The organism is Ensifer sp. (genome assembly GCF_031989085.1).
Lineage (GTDB): Bacteria > Pseudomonadota > Alphaproteobacteria > Rhizobiales > Rhizobiaceae > Ensifer.
Genome location: NZ_DALZXU010000003.1, coordinates 18364 through 33874 on the forward strand (window position 1 = coordinate 18364; position 15511 = coordinate 33874).

The 15511-nt window shown below is 64.1% G+C and carries 14 protein-coding genes; 7 read left to right on the top strand and 7 right to left on the bottom strand.

The annotated features are described in order from the left end of the window. Positions 1-67: 67 nt before the first annotated feature. From RTP54_RS17200 to RTP54_RS17210, 3 genes are read right to left on the bottom strand one after another with little or no spacing between them, the layout of a single operon-like run. Entirely contained in the window at positions 68-577 is a 510-nt protein-coding gene (locus tag RTP54_RS17200; protein ID WP_312364493.1) for a flavin reductase family protein, read from the bottom strand. After that, a complete protein-coding gene (locus tag RTP54_RS17205; RefSeq protein WP_312364495.1) occupies positions 574-1623 on the bottom strand; it encodes an LLM class oxidoreductase in 1050 nt (349 codons plus the stop codon). The genes RTP54_RS17200 and RTP54_RS17205 overlap by 4 nt, the downstream gene beginning before the upstream one ends. Before the next feature lie 23 nt (positions 1624-1646). Then, entirely contained in the window at positions 1647-2270 is a 624-nt protein-coding gene (locus RTP54_RS17210) for a glutathione S-transferase family protein (RefSeq protein WP_312364497.1), read from the bottom strand. A 423-nt stretch (positions 2271-2693) separates the two neighbouring features. On the opposite strand from RTP54_RS17210, the gene gcvA reads away from it, so the two are divergent. Both gcvA and RTP54_RS17220 read left to right on the top strand, forming a co-directional pair. Next, complete coding sequence (gcvA, locus tag RTP54_RS17215; RefSeq protein WP_312364499.1) at positions 2694-3614, top strand: transcriptional regulator GcvA; 921 nt, start codon at positions 2694-2696, stop codon at positions 3612-3614. A gap of 80 nt (positions 3615-3694) precedes the next feature. Then, positions 3695-4675: a sugar-binding transcriptional regulator gene (locus RTP54_RS17220; RefSeq protein WP_112818133.1), complete on the top strand. Its 981-nt coding sequence runs from the start codon at positions 3695-3697 to the stop codon at positions 4673-4675. A gap of 72 nt (positions 4676-4747) precedes the next feature. On the opposite strand, the gene RTP54_RS17225 is transcribed toward RTP54_RS17220, so the two are convergent. The 3 genes from RTP54_RS17225 to RTP54_RS17235 are packed head-to-tail and all read right to left on the bottom strand — an operon-like array spanning position 4748 to position 8421. Next, the gene (locus tag RTP54_RS17225) at positions 4748-5791 is read right to left on the bottom strand and encodes a substrate-binding domain-containing protein (protein ID WP_312364501.1); all 1044 of its coding nucleotides are present in this window, start codon (positions 5789-5791) and stop codon (positions 4748-4750) included. A 52-nt stretch (positions 5792-5843) separates the two neighbouring features. Next, positions 5844-6908, bottom strand: coding sequence for an ABC transporter permease (locus RTP54_RS17230; RefSeq protein ID WP_312364503.1), 1065 nt, complete (start codon positions 6906-6908; stop codon positions 5844-5846). Further along, positions 6898-8421 (bottom strand): sugar ABC transporter ATP-binding protein, encoded by a 1524-nt coding sequence (locus tag RTP54_RS17235; RefSeq protein ID WP_312364505.1) that lies wholly within the window; start codon positions 8419-8421, stop codon positions 6898-6900. Before RTP54_RS17235 ends, RTP54_RS17230 begins: the two co-directional genes overlap by 11 nt. Before the next feature lie 145 nt (positions 8422-8566). On the opposite strand from RTP54_RS17235, the gene mtnK reads away from it, so the two are divergent. The 5 genes from mtnK to RTP54_RS17260 are packed head-to-tail and all read left to right on the top strand — an operon-like array spanning position 8567 to position 13990. After that, positions 8567-9838: an S-methyl-5-thioribose kinase gene (gene mtnK / locus RTP54_RS17240; protein ID WP_312364507.1), complete on the top strand. Its 1272-nt coding sequence runs from the start codon at positions 8567-8569 to the stop codon at positions 9836-9838. Beyond that, on the top strand, positions 9835-10929 hold the full coding sequence (gene mtnA / locus RTP54_RS17245; RefSeq protein WP_312364509.1) for an S-methyl-5-thioribose-1-phosphate isomerase: 1095 nt from the start codon (positions 9835-9837) through the stop codon (positions 10927-10929). Before mtnK ends, mtnA begins: the two co-directional genes overlap by 4 nt. A gap of 3 nt (positions 10930-10932) precedes the next feature. Then, positions 10933-11868: a 1-deoxy-D-xylulose-5-phosphate synthase N-terminal domain-containing protein gene (locus RTP54_RS17250; protein ID WP_312364511.1), complete on the top strand. Its 936-nt coding sequence runs from the start codon at positions 10933-10935 to the stop codon at positions 11866-11868. 2 nt (positions 11869-11870) lie between these two features. Continuing rightward, positions 11871-12872, top strand: coding sequence for a transketolase family protein (locus RTP54_RS17255; RefSeq protein WP_112833326.1), 1002 nt, complete (start codon positions 11871-11873; stop codon positions 12870-12872). Continuing rightward, positions 12872-13990 (top strand): RuBisCO large subunit C-terminal-like domain-containing protein, encoded by a 1119-nt coding sequence (locus tag RTP54_RS17260; protein ID WP_312364513.1) that lies wholly within the window; start codon positions 12872-12874, stop codon positions 13988-13990. Before RTP54_RS17255 ends, RTP54_RS17260 begins: the two co-directional genes overlap by 1 nt. A 145-nt stretch (positions 13991-14135) precedes the next feature. On the opposite strand, the gene RTP54_RS17265 is transcribed toward RTP54_RS17260, so the two are convergent. After that, positions 14136-15419 (bottom strand): MFS transporter, encoded by a 1284-nt coding sequence (locus RTP54_RS17265; protein WP_312364514.1) that lies wholly within the window; start codon positions 15417-15419, stop codon positions 14136-14138. Positions 15420-15511: the final 92 nt, after the last annotated feature.

Here is a 15511-nt window from a genome sequence, read left to right on the forward strand (position 1 = left end):
CGGCGCTTGTTCGTGCAACGCTCTGAGCGGCGCATTGCAGGGGCGCGGCCGCACGGACGGATCGCCGCTAGGGAGCGGCGCTGCTCTCAACAGCCCCTAGCTTGTGGAACGCCCGCTTCCAGTAGATGAGCGGCAAGCGCTGTTCCGTTTCGCCATGTACGATCGCGGCGGTCAGCAGCACGTGGTCGCCGAGCGGCAGGAGGTCGCGCACCCGCGCCGTGAGCCATGCGAGTGTCCCGTCGATCCGCGGCAGGGCATGTTCCTCGCACCAGCGCGTGTCCTCGAACCGATCGATCCCCGGCGTTGCGAAGCGACGGGCGAGCGCCTGCTGGCTATCGGCCAGAAGATTGATGCCGATGGTGGTGTCCGCCGCCAGCCGCTCAAGAAGACCGGATCCCCGCTTCATGGCGAACATCAGCAACGGTGGATCGAGCGAGAGCGCATTGAGGCTGCCGACTGTCGCGCCGTAGCGCTTTTCTGCTTTCCCGACGGTGATCACCGCAACGGCAGTCGGCATCTGGGCAAAGAGCGTCTTGACGTCCTCGGTCGTGGAGGCCGGATGTCCGCCCGCAGTCACCATTTCGCCGACAGCGGCACCGGCCCCTCCAGCGAAGGAAACAGCGGCAGCACCTCCTCGGCAAGTTCCTGGATGATCTCCGTGGCCGGGCGTTCCGCGAACTGCATGCCGAGTGCGGCGTGGTTGACGCCGGCAAGCTGCCATTCGCCAAGAAGATCGATCAGCCCTTTGCGTCCTGTCTTCAGCACAAACCCGCCGCGAAGCGGAGTGCGTGGGAAATCGGGATCGTCGACGAGATCCAGCCACTCGTTGGTCATATGCGGCCGGAACCCACCGCCAGGGATCTGGTTTCGCCAGGCACGGATGTTTTGCGCCAGCCGCTTCGGACCTTCCGGCGTATGCGTCGGCTGCGGATAGGTCAGCCAGCCATCCGCGTGTTCGACCACCCATGAGGGCTGCTGGCGGCTCGAGCCGGTGATTACAAGGGGAATTCGGCCCGTGGCAGGCTTCGGCAGGAAGTCGACACCCTCAAGGGTCCCGAGGCTCGAGCGGATCGCCGGGCGCCCCGGCGCAATCAGCTGGCGGAAATAGGAGACCGTCTCGGCGAAACGTTCGCCGCGGCCATCCATGTCGAGCCCATAGGCCGGGAATTCGACCGGCCGATCGCCGGAAGCGATGCCGAGGACGAGACGCCCGCCGGACAGACGATCGATCGTGGTTGCGGCCTTGGCGAGATCGATCGGGTGGCGCAGGGAAAAGACGGCACTTCCCGTCGCAAGCGCGACCTTTTCGGTTCGGGCCGCAAGATAGGACAGGTAGGTAAAAGGGTCGAACAGCTGGCCTGCATCGCCGAAATTCGGATCGAACAACGGCACGTCGCGCACCCAGACCGCGGCAAAGCCGCGCCGGTCGATCTCGGTGACGAGATCCGCCTGCCCTTCCAGCACGCTCATGTCGCCGCGATAGAAGCGCAGCGGCAGGAAGATCCCGAGCGTCAGCTGCTCCGGCGCGAACATGCGCCGATACCCGGGATGACCGGAAAAAGCGTCGGACGATGCGCCGGACAAAAACGTGGCGTGCCTAGCCGTGGTGGCTGCAATGGTCATGGTATGGTCCTTTCAGAATTTCATCAGGGCCCGGTCGCGGGAACCGGCAGAGCAACACCGCGCTGGACTGCGGGCCGCTCGGTGACGCGGGCGTGCCAACCGGCCAGATGCCGGTGACGGGTAAAGTCGAAACCGCAGATCGCGGCGATATGGGTCCAGCCGAAGGTGGCGATATCGGCGATCGAATAGTCGTCGCCGGCAAGCCACGGAACGTCGCCAAGACGGGCATCGAGTGTGGCGAATATCTCCTCGCTCAGCTGGCGGTAGCGGTCGATGGCGGGGGCAGATTTCGTCGTCGCAAACATTTCGAAATGCACGCGCTGACCGAGGATCGGGCCCATGCTTGCCGCATGGAACTGCAGCCACTGGATCGCCTGCCAACGGGCCTTCTCCGCTTTCGGCAGCAGGCGTCCCGAGCGCTCGGCGAGATAGAGGAGGATCGCCGCGGATTCGAACAAAGTGATGCCGGTCTCGTCGTCGGTGATGACAGGGATGCGGCCGTGCGGATTGAGCGCGAGAAACACAGGCCGCCGGTTCTCGCCATCGTCGATCTTCACGTGATGAAGACGGTAGGGCATCCCCAGTTCTTCAAGGGCGATCGTCGCCTTGAAGCCATTGGGTGAGGCGTCGGTGTAGAGATCGATCATTTGTACGGACTCGCCGGGGCACGGCTGTCGCCGCTGCTTTCAGGACGATCGGAGCTGGCGAAAGGAAAAGGGAGATCTTCACCCGGACGATGGCGCACGGCCATCGCTCTATCTGGATCGAATTTGGGTCTTTTGTCCGTTGGTATCATGTCATCCTCGTCGGCGGCGGGAGAACAAGGGACTGATCTGGAAGCGCCGCCGATGAGAAGGCTAAGGCATTCGCATACGCCAGGGGAAACGATGAAACCTGGCCGTAGAATTTAGAAATTCTATCTTTTGGTCCATCCGCGATATTGCATTTCCGGCGATAGCATTGGCTGGTTTATCTACCTTTCTCTATAGGTTGGTGATAATGGATCGATAGCCGTCGATGCCGATAGCGACAGCAGCATGTCTGATTTCTAAACTCTGAACGGAACGCCCATGGGCCGAGTCCTGCCTTTGCTGGCGCTGCGCGCCTTCGCCGAAACCGGCCGCCATGCGAGCATCAAGCGTGCGGCGGCAGCGATGGGGGTGACGCCGGGCGCGGTCAGCCAGCAGGTGCGTCTGCTTGAGGTGCGGCTGGGCATCACGCTGTTTTCCCGGACGCGCTATGGCGTGGAGCTGACCGAAGCGGGCGCAAGGGCATATCCGGCCATTCTTTCGGCATTCGACCAGCTCGAAGCCGGCCTCGACGCGCTAGAGGCCAGCAACGCCTCGGCGTCTGTAACCGTCTGCACGGTTCCGTCTTTCGCGGCGTCCTGGCTGGTGCCGCGGCTCGGTCGGTTTACCAGCCGGCATCCCGACATCGAGGTTCGGGTGGAGGCGTCGGCGACCTTGACCGACCTGCGCCGGGAGCGGGTGGACGTGGCGATCCGTCATGGCCTTGGCGACTACCCGGGGCTTGAGAGCGTGCGCCTGATGGCGCCCGAGCTGATCCCGGTGGCAAGTCCGGCGCTGCTTTCCGCTGGCGCTTCGATCACGACTCCATCCGATTGCCTTGCCTATCCGCTGCTGCAGGATTCGGCCCGCGCGGACTGGCGCCTGTGGCTGAAGGCGCTCGGCACGCAGGATGACCCGCGCATCGAACGCGGCCCCTCCTTCGACGACGACTTCCTGCTGGTGCGGGCAGCTGTCGCCGGCCAGGGCATTGCTCTTGTGCGGGATATCTATGCGCGCGAAGAAATCGCCGATGGCCGCCTTGCCGTCGCGATCGATCGCCCATGGCCGAGCGAATTCGCCTACTATGTCGTGACCCTACCGGCGGCAATCGAGCGCCCGGCCATTGCCCATTTCGTGCAATGGCTGATGGAAGAGGCGCAAGCCCGGAAAATGCCGGGGCGACCGCCTGTGGCGGATGCCTGAAACCGGCATCGCCTGAACCGGAATTTGACTTATGTCACAGGCAGTGAATAATGTCAGAAATCGTCGCCTGAAGGATCCCCATGCCCATCCGCAACACCGACCAGATCATGCACAAGGCCGCCTGGCTCTACTACAGCCACGGCTTGCGGCAGGACGAAGTCGCACAGAAACTGGAGATATCCCGCGCTTCTGTAGCAACCTATCTCAGGCGGGCGCGCGAGACCGGGATCGTCAATATCAGCACGTCGACCGAACTTTTCACCGACGACGTGCTGGCGCGCGAACTCGAGGATGCAACCGGCGTAACATCGGTCTGGATCGTGCCCGAGGACCGGCAGGCGATGGACCCGACGGCGGAAATGCCGGTGCTGGCCGCATCGGTCTTCCTCGAGTTGATCAACAAGGGTGACCGCGTCGGCGTCGCCTGGGGACGCACGGTCTACCATATTGCCGACGTCATGCCCTTCGCCGACCTGCGCGGCGTGACCGTGGTCCAGCTCTGCGGCAATCTCGGCGCACCCTACTCCTATCGCCCGGACCAGTGCACAACGGAAATCGCGCGCCGGCTCAACGCCGAAGGCATCAACTTCTATGCACCGTTGGTGCTGTCGTCCGAACGGCTGGCAGACGAGCTTCGCGGCGAGCCGGTGATCCGCGAGCAACTGTCGACCATCGCCGACTGTCATCTGGCGCTCTATTCCGTCGGTGGCATCGAAGACGACAGCCACCTCGTCAAATGCGGCGCGCTCAGCGCCGAGGAAATGCACCGCATGGGCGAAGAAGGCGCCGTCGGCGTCATCGCCGGGCAACTGATCGACGGCGACGGGCAATGGATAAACTGCGCTCATAACCGCCGCTGCATCTCCGCCGACCTCGGCTCGATCCGCGCGATCAAGAAGCGCATGCTGGTCGTCCAGGAAGACAGCAAGTTCGAACCGCTGCTGGCCGCACTGAAGGGCGGTTTCGCCTCGCATCTGGTGATCACAACATCGATGGCGCGCCGGGTGATGGACCGCTGGAAGCGCGACGGCCTTGGCCGGGTGCAAGCGGCATCCGCCTAACCAGCCATATCGACAAAATGCAAACGGGGCGGCCTTTCGACCGCCCCGCCGCTTTGTCCGAGAGCTGTACAATCAGGGCTTCGGCATCCACGACGGCATGGCGACATCCGCATGGGCGAACTGCGGCAGCTTGGTGCCGAGCTCTTCCATGTTCTTGATGTCCTGATCGTTCAGGTCTTTCTGGGTGATCAGCGTCGGCGGCACGATGACGCTGCGGCCCGGATCCTCGCCGGCAAGCAGCATGGCGAGCGTTCTGACCGATACCTGCCCAACCACGGCCGGGTTGGTGGCAGCGGTTGCCGCCCAGGCGGAATCCGGCTCGCGCATCGCCGCAATATCCGAGGTCGAGATGTCGGCGGAATAGATCTTCACGCTCTGCGACAGGCCGGCTTCGTCGACGGCAATCTTCACGCCCTTGGCGAACTCGTCATAGGGCGCGAACATTACCGTGATGTCAGGGTTGGCGGAGATGACCGAGCGCGCCTGGTTGGCGACCGAGTTGGCGATCGGGTTGTCCATCGTGCCGAACTGCGAGATCTCGTTGATACCCGAATACTTGGCCTTGAACTCCTTCCACGTCTCGTCGCGACGGTCGAGCGGCGCGATGCCTGCGACGTAGACGTAGCCGGCCTTGAAGCTGTCGCCGTTGTCCTTGATCGCCTGCTCGAGGGCAAGGCGGGCAAGGTCGCGGTCGGACTGCTCGACCTGCGGGATCTTCTCGTTTTCGACGTTGACGTCGAAGGCGACGACCTTGATGCCGGCATCGACGGCGCGCTGGGCGGCTTCCTTCATCGATTCCGTCAGGCCGTGCTGGATGATGATGCCCTGCACGCCGAGCGCGATCGCCTGGTCGACCATGTCGGCCTGAAGTGCAGCATCCTGACGGCTGTCGAGCACCTGAAGCTGGACGCCGAGTGCCTTTGCCTGCGCCTCCACGCCGGCAAGATAGGACTGGAAGAAGTCGCCGGTCGACAGATAGCGCACGAGCGCGATCTTGACGTCGCCCGGCTTGTCGAAGGGCTTCGGCATGTCGGCGGCAAAGGATGCGGTGGCGAACGCCACGGTTCCGGCAAGGCCAAGCGCCAGCTTGCCCATTGCTCTGCGTGTAAAGTTCATTTCAGTCTCCTCCACTGGTGAACGTTTGTTGTCCGCGTCCGGGGTTTTCCCGTCAGCGTTTGCCTCTTTTCGAGAGCGCAAAGGTGAAGATCAGGGCGATGACGAGAACGGCGCCCTTGATGAAATCCTGGGTGTAATAGGGCGCGTTCATCATCGTCAGGCCCTGCAGCAGGATGCCGACGAAGAGCGCACCGATCGCCGTGCCGAACGCATTCGGCTTGGCGGCGCCGAGCACGGCAAAACCGATGAGGGCGGCTGCGACCGCGTCGAGCAGCAGGTTGTTGCCCGAGGCGATGTCGCCGCGGCCGAGGCGCGCGGCGAGCAGAATGCCGCCGATCGAGGCGAAGACGCCCGAAATGACATAGGCCGAGATCTTGTAGGCATTGACCGGCGCGCCCGCGAGACCGGCGGCGCGCTCGTTGGAGCCGACCGCATACATCATCCGTCCAAAGCGGGTATATTCGAGGAAGAACCAGATCACGACCGCGAGCACGATCAGCACCACGACCGAGACCGGCACGAGGTTCGGCAGGATCAGGTCGAAGCGGTGACGGCCGAGGGCCAGGAAGGCGGGGCTGAAGGTGCCGGTGGCCACCGATCCGTCGGGAAGCGTCATGCCGGCGGCGATCGAGCGTCCCTCGGTCGGGATGCGCTGCAGGCCGAGCAGCAGGAACATCATGCCGAGCGTCGCAAGCAGGTCCGGCACGCGCATATAGACGATGATGACGCCGTTGATCAGGCCGACGAGAACGCCGATCGCCAGGCAGACGAGCGTTGCCGTCAACGCGTCGCCGCCCATCACCACCATTACGTAGGATGACGCCATCATCGACGTGGTTGCGACCGAGCCGATCGACAGGTCGAAGCCACCGACGACGAGCGTGGCGGTCACGCCGAGCGCCAGGATGCCGGTGATCGAGACGGACTGAAGGATGAAGACGGCACTCTGCGGCGAGGAAAAGCCGCTCGTCACCGACGAGAAATAGACGACCAGCCCGGCCAGAAGAACGAGAAAGCCGTATTTGATCGCGACGTCGCGCAGGCTGAACGCGGGGCTTGGTGGCGCCGGCAGCGTTGAGGCGACGGGTGCCGCGGGTTTCATCTGTTCACTGCTCATGGGGCTGGTCCTGCTGATGATGTTGACCGGCGATCTCCTGCAGGAGCCGCTCGACGTCGACCGAGGCGTTACGATGCTCGCCGACTACAGTGTGTTCCGACATCACGAGAATGCGGTCGGCGATCTCGAAGGCTTCGTCGAGTTCGGTCAGGAAAACGATGGTGGCGCGGCCGGAAGCCGACGCGCGCAGCTTGGCGCCGATATCGCGGCGGGCCGCTATGTCGACGCCCTGGAAGGGCTCGTCGAGGATGAGGAGACGCGAGGGCTCGGAAAGCCAGCGCCCGACCATCACCTTCTGCTGATTGCCACCGGACAATGTGTGCATTTCGTCGCGCTCGCTGCGGCAGACGACACCTAGCGCTGCGATCTGCGCCCGCGATTTTACCCGCTCTGCCCGCCGGCTCGATATGCCGAAGCGCGACAGCCGCTTCAGGAACGGCAGGCTGATATTCTCGTAAATGTTGAAGTCCGGAACGATGCCGCTGTCGGCACGATCCTTGGCCACCAGAAACACGCCCTTGGCAATCGCCTGGCTCGTCGATTGCGGACGATAGGGCACGCCGTCGAGCGTCATCTGGCCGGCCTTCGGAGGCCGCGCGCCGAACAGCGTCTCGGCCAGCACCGTCTTGCCGACGCCGACGAGGCCGGTAACGGCGACGATTTCACCATCCCCCAGCGCCAGGTCGAACGGCCGCGACGTCTCCGTCAGCCGCAGGCCCTTCACCGAAAAGACCGGGCCGGAACCATCGCGCACGGTGACGGCGCCTGCGGAAATCTTCTGCCCGAGCATGGCGTTGACGGCACCTTCATAATCCAGATCCGCCCCTTCGAAGCGGCCGGTTATGCGCCCGTCGCGCAGCGTGACGATACTGTCTGCGAGCCTGCGAATGTCCGACATCCGGTGCGATATATAGAGAATGGCAACGCCCCGGGCTTTCAGCATGTCGAGGAGTTCGAACAGCCGATCGGCCTCCGCGCTCGACAGCGACGAGGTCGGCTCGTCGAGGATCAGCACCTCGGGCTCGTGCGCCATGGCGCGGGCAATGGCCACCATCTGCCGGTCGGCCAGCGTCAGGTCGTTGATATCGGCTGAGAGATCGATGGCAAGGCCCATGCGGGCGGCGACAACGGCCGCCTCGCGCCGGACACGGCGCGGATTGAAGAAGAGGCGCGCGCCGCGGCCGTTCAGCCGGTCGAGCGTCAGATTGGTGGCGACATCAAGGTCGGCGACGACGCCGTCATTGATGTTCTGGTGAACCGTCACCACGCCGGCCCGGATCGCCTCGGCCGGCGTTGCCGGCGCAAAGGCGTGATCGCCGAGAAGCATATCTCCGGCATCCCTGGCGTAGACGCCACTGAGGATGCGCACCAGTGTCGACTTTCCAGCGCCGTTGGCCCCCATCAGCACCGTGACGGCACCCTTGCGCAATTCGAGATCGACGCCCTTCAGGACCGGTATCAGCCCGAAGGATTTGCGCACGCCCTCGATGCGAAACACTGCTTGTTCGCTCATGCTCTCCTCCCAATGAAGGCAGGTTAGGATGGTCATCCATCAAATGTCAAGGCGATTGACATTTGACAGAATGACGAATTACCTATGGGCCACGACAGCATGACGAGGAGCGGCAAAGGCCGGTCATGCCGACAGGAGGAACCATATGGACAAGCACGTTTTCGAGGCACTGAGCGCCGAAACGCTGCCATCGAGATTGAGCGGCAATACAGCCCTTTGCGACAGGATCGGCAGCGACCATGGCCGCTGGCAGGTCAAGGAGGTCGGCGACGGCAACCTCAACCTCGTCTTCATCGTCACGGGCGAGAAAGGTGCTGCCATCGTCAAACAGGCGCTCCCCTATGTAAGGCTCGTCGGCGAGCGTTGGCCGCTGCCCCTGAAGCGCTCGTTCTTCGAATATCATGCCCTCATCCGCCAGGCGGCGCGCGATCCCCGCATGGTCCCGGACATCCTGTTCTTCGACGCCGAGCAGGCGATGATCATCATGGAATATCTGACGCCGCACGTGATCCTGCGCCGTGCGCTGATTGCGGGGCGCATGCCGCCGAAGATCGGGCGCGACCTCGGGCTCTTCACCGCCCGCACTCTCTTTCGCGGCTCGGACCTCGCAATGCCGACGCGCGAGAAGAAGGCCGACCTCGCCCTCTTCGCCGACAATGTCGAGCTCTGCGACATCACCGAAAACCTCGTCTTCTCCGATCCCTATTTCGAGGCGGAGATGAACCGGCATACGAGCCCGCATCTCGACGGCCTGGTCGAGGAACTGCGTCGCGACCGTGACCTCAAGGTCGAGGCCCAGCGGCTGAAGCACATCTTTTCCGCCAAGGCGGAAACCCTCTGCCACGGCGACCTGCACACCGGCTCGGTCATGGTCACCGACGACGAGACGCGCGTCATCGATCCGGAGTTCGCCTTCTACGGTCCGATCAGCTTCGATGTCGGCATGCTGCTCGCCAATTTCTGGATGAGCTACTTCTCGCAGGATGGTCACGAGGCGGCCGCCGGCGAACGTGACCGGATGCGCGCCTACCTGCTGGATACCGTCGACACGATCTGGGAGACCTTCTGTGACGAGTTTTCGGCTCTGTGGCGGAGCGAACGCAAGGGCATCCTCTACCAGGCAAGCCTGTTCGAAGACAGGGACGATCCGTTCGGTTCCGAGCAGGCGCTGGCCATCGTTCTCGATGAAATCTATCGCGAGATGCTTGGCTTTGCCGGGGTCGAGATTCTCAGGCGCATCCTCGGCCTTGCCCACAATGCCGATTTCGAAACCATTGACGACCTCAGCCGCCGCGCCCGGTGCGAAAGCAAGGCGCTGAAGCTCGGACGTCATCTCGCCGTCAACCGGGATCGCATTGCGAGCCTCAGGGACATTCGCGCCACGGCGCAACGGCTTCAGCAGGAGACACTTTCGTGAAAGTCGGAGACAAGCACTACCATACGATCTGGCTCAACGCCGACGGCCGCTCGGTCGACATCATCGACCAGCGCTGGCTGCCGCACGAGTTCCGGATCGTCACGCTGAAGACGGTGGCCGATGTCGCCGTCGCCATCCGCGACATGTGGGTGCGCGGTGCGCCGCTCATCGGGGTCACCGCCGCCTATGGCATTGCGATCGCCATGGCGAAGGATCCGTCTGACAGGCATCTCGACGCGGTCTGGGAGGAGCTCAACGAGACGCGGCCGACGGCCATCAACCTGCGCTGGGCGCTCGAGGCCATGCGGCAGTTCCTGCGGCCGCTGCCCGTCGACGAGCGCGCCGAGGCCGCCTACCGGCGCGCTGGCGAGATCGCCGAGGAGGACGTCGAGCTCAATCGGGCGATCGGCGCCAATGGCCTGAAGATCATCCGCGAGATCGCGGCGACGAAGAAGCCCGGCGAACCGGTCAACATCCTCACCCATTGCAATGCCGGCTGGCTCGCGACCGTCGATTACGGAACTGCGACGGCACCGATCTACATGGCGACCGAGGCGGGTATTCCCGTGCATGTCTATGTGGACGAGACCCGGCCGCGCAACCAGGGTGCGCAGCTGACCGCCTGGGAATTGAACGGCCATGGCGTGCCGCACACGCTGATCGTCGACAATGCCGGCGGCCACCTGATGCAGCACGGCGCCGTCGACATGGTCATCGTCGGCACCGACCGCACGACGGCCAACGGCGATGTCTGCAACAAGATCGGGACCTATCTGAAGGCGCTCGCCGCCAGCGACAACGATGTGCCCTTCTATGTGGCGCTGCCGTCACCGACCATCGACTGGACGGTCAAGGACGGCGTCAAGGAAATCCCGATCGAAGAGCGCACCGGTGACGAAGTGAGTTTCGTCCAGGGGCGCGGCCCCGATGGCACTGTTATCTCGGTCCGCGTCTCGCCGGAAGGTAGCCCTTCTGCGAACCCGGCCTTCGACGTGACGCCGGCGCGGCTGATCACGGGCCTCATCACCGAGCGCGGCGTCGCCACGGCGTCGCCGCAGGGCCTCAAAGCGCTGTTTCCGGAAAGGAGCTGACCCGTGAGCCTGACCAACCAGAAGACCACGGAAGAAATCGCGCTCGGCATTCGCCGCCGCGTCTTCTTTCACACGATGAAGAACAACGGCGGCTACCTGAGCCAGGCGTGCTCGGCCGCCGAAAGTCTCGCGCTGCTCTATAACGAGTTCCTGAAGCTCGGCGAACCGACCTTGCCGAAAGTGCCGCTGCCGTTTCGCGGCGTTCCCTCGGCCGACAATCCCGACGCATTTACCGGCGCCGGCTATCATGGGCCGGCAACCCCGGACTACGATCGCCTCTTCATCTCTCCGGCGCATTATGCGCTGGTGATCTATTGCGCGCTGATCGAGACCGGCCGCATGGACGAGCACGCGCTCGACCACTTCAACAAGGACGGCAGCTCGGTCGAGATGATCGGCGCCGAGCACAGCCCGGGCATGGAGGTAACGACCGGCTCACTCGCCCAGGGGCTTTCGATGGCCGCAGGCGTCGCCTTCGCCCGCAAGAAGCGCAATGAGCCGGGCAAGGTCTGGGTCTACATGTCCGACGGTGAATTCCAGGAGGGCCAGACCTGGGAATGCCTGGCGGCCATGGCCCATCATGGCATCGACAACATCCGCGTGATCGTCGACGTCAACCGCCAGCAATGCGACGGCGCCATGTCCTCGGTTCTCGATCTCGGCGACCTTGCCGGGCGGGTTGCCGCCTTCGGCGCGACGTGCCGCTCGATCGACGGGCACGACCTTGAAGCTATGCGCAACGCTGCAGACAGCGCCGAGCCGGGCAAGCCGCTGATCATTCTCGCCAACACATCGCCGTTCCAGGGCATGAATTTCCTCAAGAAGCGTTTTCCACGCCTTCACTACGTACGCTTCAAGAGTGCGGAAGAAAGGCTTGAGATGCAGGCGGCGCTTGCTGTCGAACTGGGCATCAGCCCGAACGAAATGGAAGGGGCCTGACCATGGTCGAAATCGTCAACCGCCCCTATGCTGGTGCCTTCGAGGCGTTCGCGACTGCGCGCCCGGAAGTGCTTTGCCTTTCGGCCGACCTCACGTCCTCCTGCGAGGTCGACGGCTTCCGCGACCGGCATCCCGAGCAGTTCCTGTCACTGGGGATGGCAGAGCAGAACATGCTCTCCTTTGCCGGCGGGCTTGCCATGCAGGGCTATCGGCCCTTCATCCACACCTTCTCGGTGTTCCTCTACCGGCGCCCCTATGACCAACTGATCAATTCGATCGCCTATTCCAACCGCAAGGTGCGCCTGATGGGCTTCCTGCCTGGCATCACCACGCCCGGCGGCATCACACACCAGGCGATCGAGGACATCGCAGTGCTGCGCGCCGTGCCGAACATGACGATCCTGGAAACCGGGGACGCGACCGAGGTCGAGACTGTCCTTGAGGTTGCAGACGCCGTCGACGGGCCCGTCTATGTCCGCATCCTGCGCGGCGAAGTCCCCCGGCTGTTCTCGGCGCCATTCGCGTTCAACAAGCTGCGCACGCTTTCGGAAGGCGACGACATCCTCGTCGTCAGCTCCGGTGTCTGCACCGAGGAGGCGCTACGCGCGACAAAGCCGATCGAGGCGCGCGGCATCGGGCTTCATCATCTGCACGCCTCGACGCTGAAGCCCTTCGACCGAGACGGCTTGCTCAAGGCCGCGCGCGGGAAAAAGGGCATCGTCACCCTGGAAAACCACACCATCATCGGCGGGCTTGGTTCGATCGTAGCCGAGATCCTCGCCGAGGAGGGACTGGGCGTCCGCCTGAAACGTCTCGGCCTGAACGACACCTTTGCCCATGGCGCCTCGAAGCCGTACCTGATGAAGAAGTATGGCCTCGACGCCGGCGCGCTTGTAGCCGCAATCGAGGAGCTGACCGGCAGGTCGCTCGAAATCGGCGAGGACGAACTGACCGAGGTCCGTCTCGATCACGTGCATTCGGCGCAGAAGGCGGAGGCGCTCTGATGGCTCCACGGTTTACCGTCAGCTATTATGTCAGGGCCGCCGACGAGGCGGAGGCACGCGCAAGGGCGCTCGATATCGCCCTCGAACAGACCGTCGAGATCCCGAGGGACGTCGTGCCGAAAGGATATGTCGAGGACGAAATCCTCGGCAAGCTCGAGGCGCTGGCGCAAGATCCGGACGGACGGCCCGGTTATCTCGCCACAATTTCCTACAGCGAGGACGACGTCGGCGGCGACTTCCTGCAGTTCCTCAACATCGTATTCGGCAACAGCTCGATCAAGCCGGGCCTGAAGGTCGAGGAGATTGGCCTGTCCGCAGGCATTCTCGCCCTTTGCCCCGGCCCGAAGCATGGCATTGCCGGCTTGCGGCAAAGGGCCGGCATCGGCGCGCAACCTCTGTTGATGTCGGCAATCAAACCGGTCGGGCTGTCTTCAGCCGAGCTTGCCCGGCGCGCGCATGATTTCGCGCTCGGCGGCATGCATTTCGTCAAGGACGACCATGGGCTGGTCGACCAGCGGACATCACCCTTTGCCGAGCGCCTGGCCGCCTGCGTCGACGCCGTCGGCGAAGCCAATGCAAAGGGTGGCGGGCGGACGAGTTTCGTGCCGAACATTACTGCATCGGCAAAAGAACTTTTCGAGCGGGCAACGATGGCGCAGGAAGCCGGTGCCGGTGGAGTAATGATCTCGCCTGCCCTTGCCGGCTATGACGCCATCCACGCGCTCGCCTGCGATCCCGGATTCACCCTGCCGATCGTCTCGCACCCGGCATTTTCGGGGGCCAATGTCGTTTCGCCGGATACGGGCTTTTCGCATCGCTGCTTCTACGGCGCCTTGCAGCGGCTGATGGGCGCCGATGCTGCGATCTATCCGAATTTCGGCGGCCGCTTCGGATTTACCCGCGAAGAATGCCAGTCAATCGCCAAGGCCTGCGCGGTCGATATGGGCGGCCCGAAAGCCATCGTCCCGGCTCCTGGCGGCGGCATGAATCTCGGCCGGGTGCCAGAGATGCGCGAAGCCTACGGCAACGACGTGATGTACCTGATCGGCGGCGCCTTGCTGCAGGACACCGACATCGTCTCGGCCAGCCGCCGGATCGTCGAAGCGGTCGCAAGTTAAGCGTCCGACGGTTCGCCAACAGGTTACCTCCCCGGGGATAGCTGGGCGCGGCGACGCGCCCGGCATTCCTGTCAAAGGTCGCCGCGAAGATCAGGTGAAGCCGCCCGCGCGCCTGCCACGAGCGGGCACCGAACATTCCGACCCTCTAATCTCCTTCAAGTACGCCGTCGCCGCCCGCCGAAGAAGCCTCTGCATTGCCGCCTCGTCGCATGCCCAGCAGCTTCAGGCCGGGCAGGAAAACGGCGAGCAGCGTCGTGCCGGCCAAGGCTGCAGCGCAGCCAAAGAGCAGCCATTGCGCGCCAAACACTTCGACCGCGCCGCCAGCCAGGACGATGGCCGCCGGTATGGCCGAAAGCTCGAGCGCATCCGCCGTGCCCAAGACGCGTCCGCGCAGCCTTGAGGGCACGCGGCGAAGGACGGCCGTCGCCACGAGTGGCCCGATGGGTCCGGTCGCCAATCCGGCGAGGGCTCCGGCCACGATCAGGACCGAAACCGGCGGGGCAAATGCCAGAACGAGGATGGACAGCGCTTCGATGGCGCAGCCGAAGACGAGAATGCTGCGTCCGGGAAGCCGATGCCCCCAGGCCGCATAGGCAAGCGTTCCGACGATCGCACCGCCGCCGGTTGCCGACAGGAAAAGCCCCAGATTCATGGCGCCTTGCCCGCTTTCCTTGAAGAAGGCAGGCATGACGACGCCCTGTAGCGCGCCAAAAATGATGCCGAACAGCGTTCCGAGCGTGATGAGGCTGCGCAGAAGCGGATCGCGCAGCAGAAACCGGACAGCCTCCAAAGCCCCCGGCACGCCGATTGCGACGGGCTGAGCACCGCTCGCCCGGCGACGCGTCGGCAGCGACAGGACGTCGAGCACGGCTGCTGCAAGCGAACAGCCGGCGGTCAGCCACAGGGTGTCTTCGACGCCGACCAGGGCGATCATCACCCCGGCGAGTGCCGGTCCCACCAGAACGCCGGCACTCTCGATCAGTTCGTCAGCAGCCTTGATCCGCTCCAGCCGGAAGCCGGCAAGGCGCGCCAGTTCAGGATGGCGGCTCTCGGCCGCGATTGCCGCGGGGCCATCCATCATCGCGCCAACCGCGATCAGTGCGACGAGCGTACCGATCCCCAGCATGTCGAGGTGATAGATGACCGGCACGGCTGCCACTGCCAGCGCGCTGGTAAAATCGCCGGTGAAAGCGATCCAGCGCGGACCGAAGCGGTCGACGAGGCCGCCGCCGACCAGCGAGCCGACGATCATCGGCAACATGCCCGCCGCCGCAGCAATGCCGGTCCACAACGGGCTCCCCGTCAGCGTCAGCACGAACCAAGGCAACGCCACCATGGCGACCGAATTGCCGATCGTCGAAAACGCACCGGCCAGCACGCTGCCCAGCACAGGCAAGCGCCGACGGATATGAATGGACTGGGTTTTCATGCGTTGCTCGGGGGAGTGAAGCGTCACGGGAATGGCCTGCAAGGGGCGAACATCGGATCACGGGGCGTTGGTGCAAGCGGCGATGCGAAATG

What these genes read in the sequence shown, in the direction of transcription:
- RTP54_RS17205 (WP_312364495.1), bottom strand. Translation starts at nt 1,623, where the DNA reads ATGACCATTGCAGCCACCACGGCTAGGCACGCCACGTTTTTGTCCGGC.
- RTP54_RS17210 (WP_312364497.1), bottom strand. Translation starts at nt 2,270, where the DNA reads ATGATCGATCTCTACACCGACGCCTCACCCAATGGCTTCAAGGCGACG.
- gcvA (WP_312364499.1), top strand. Translation starts at nt 2,694, where the DNA reads ATGGGCCGAGTCCTGCCTTTGCTGGCGCTGCGCGCCTTCGCCGAAACC.
- RTP54_RS17220 (WP_112818133.1), top strand. Translation starts at nt 3,695, where the DNA reads ATGCCCATCCGCAACACCGACCAGATCATGCACAAGGCCGCCTGGCTC.
- RTP54_RS17225 (WP_312364501.1), bottom strand. Translation starts at nt 5,791, where the DNA reads ATGAACTTTACACGCAGAGCAATGGGCAAGCTGGCGCTTGGCCTTGCC.
- RTP54_RS17230 (WP_312364503.1), bottom strand. Translation starts at nt 6,908, where the DNA reads ATGAGCAGTGAACAGATGAAACCCGCGGCACCCGTCGCCTCAACGCTG.
- RTP54_RS17235 (WP_312364505.1), bottom strand. Translation starts at nt 8,421, where the DNA reads ATGAGCGAACAAGCAGTGTTTCGCATCGAGGGCGTGCGCAAATCCTTC.
- mtnK (WP_312364507.1), top strand. Translation starts at nt 8,567, where the DNA reads ATGGACAAGCACGTTTTCGAGGCACTGAGCGCCGAAACGCTGCCATCG.
- RTP54_RS17255 (WP_112833326.1), top strand. Translation starts at nt 11,871, where the DNA reads ATGGTCGAAATCGTCAACCGCCCCTATGCTGGTGCCTTCGAGGCGTTC.
- RTP54_RS17260 (WP_312364513.1), top strand. Translation starts at nt 12,872, where the DNA reads ATGGCTCCACGGTTTACCGTCAGCTATTATGTCAGGGCCGCCGACGAG.
- RTP54_RS17265 (WP_312364514.1), bottom strand. Translation starts at nt 15,419, where the DNA reads ATGAAAACCCAGTCCATTCATATCCGTCGGCGCTTGCCTGTGCTGGGC.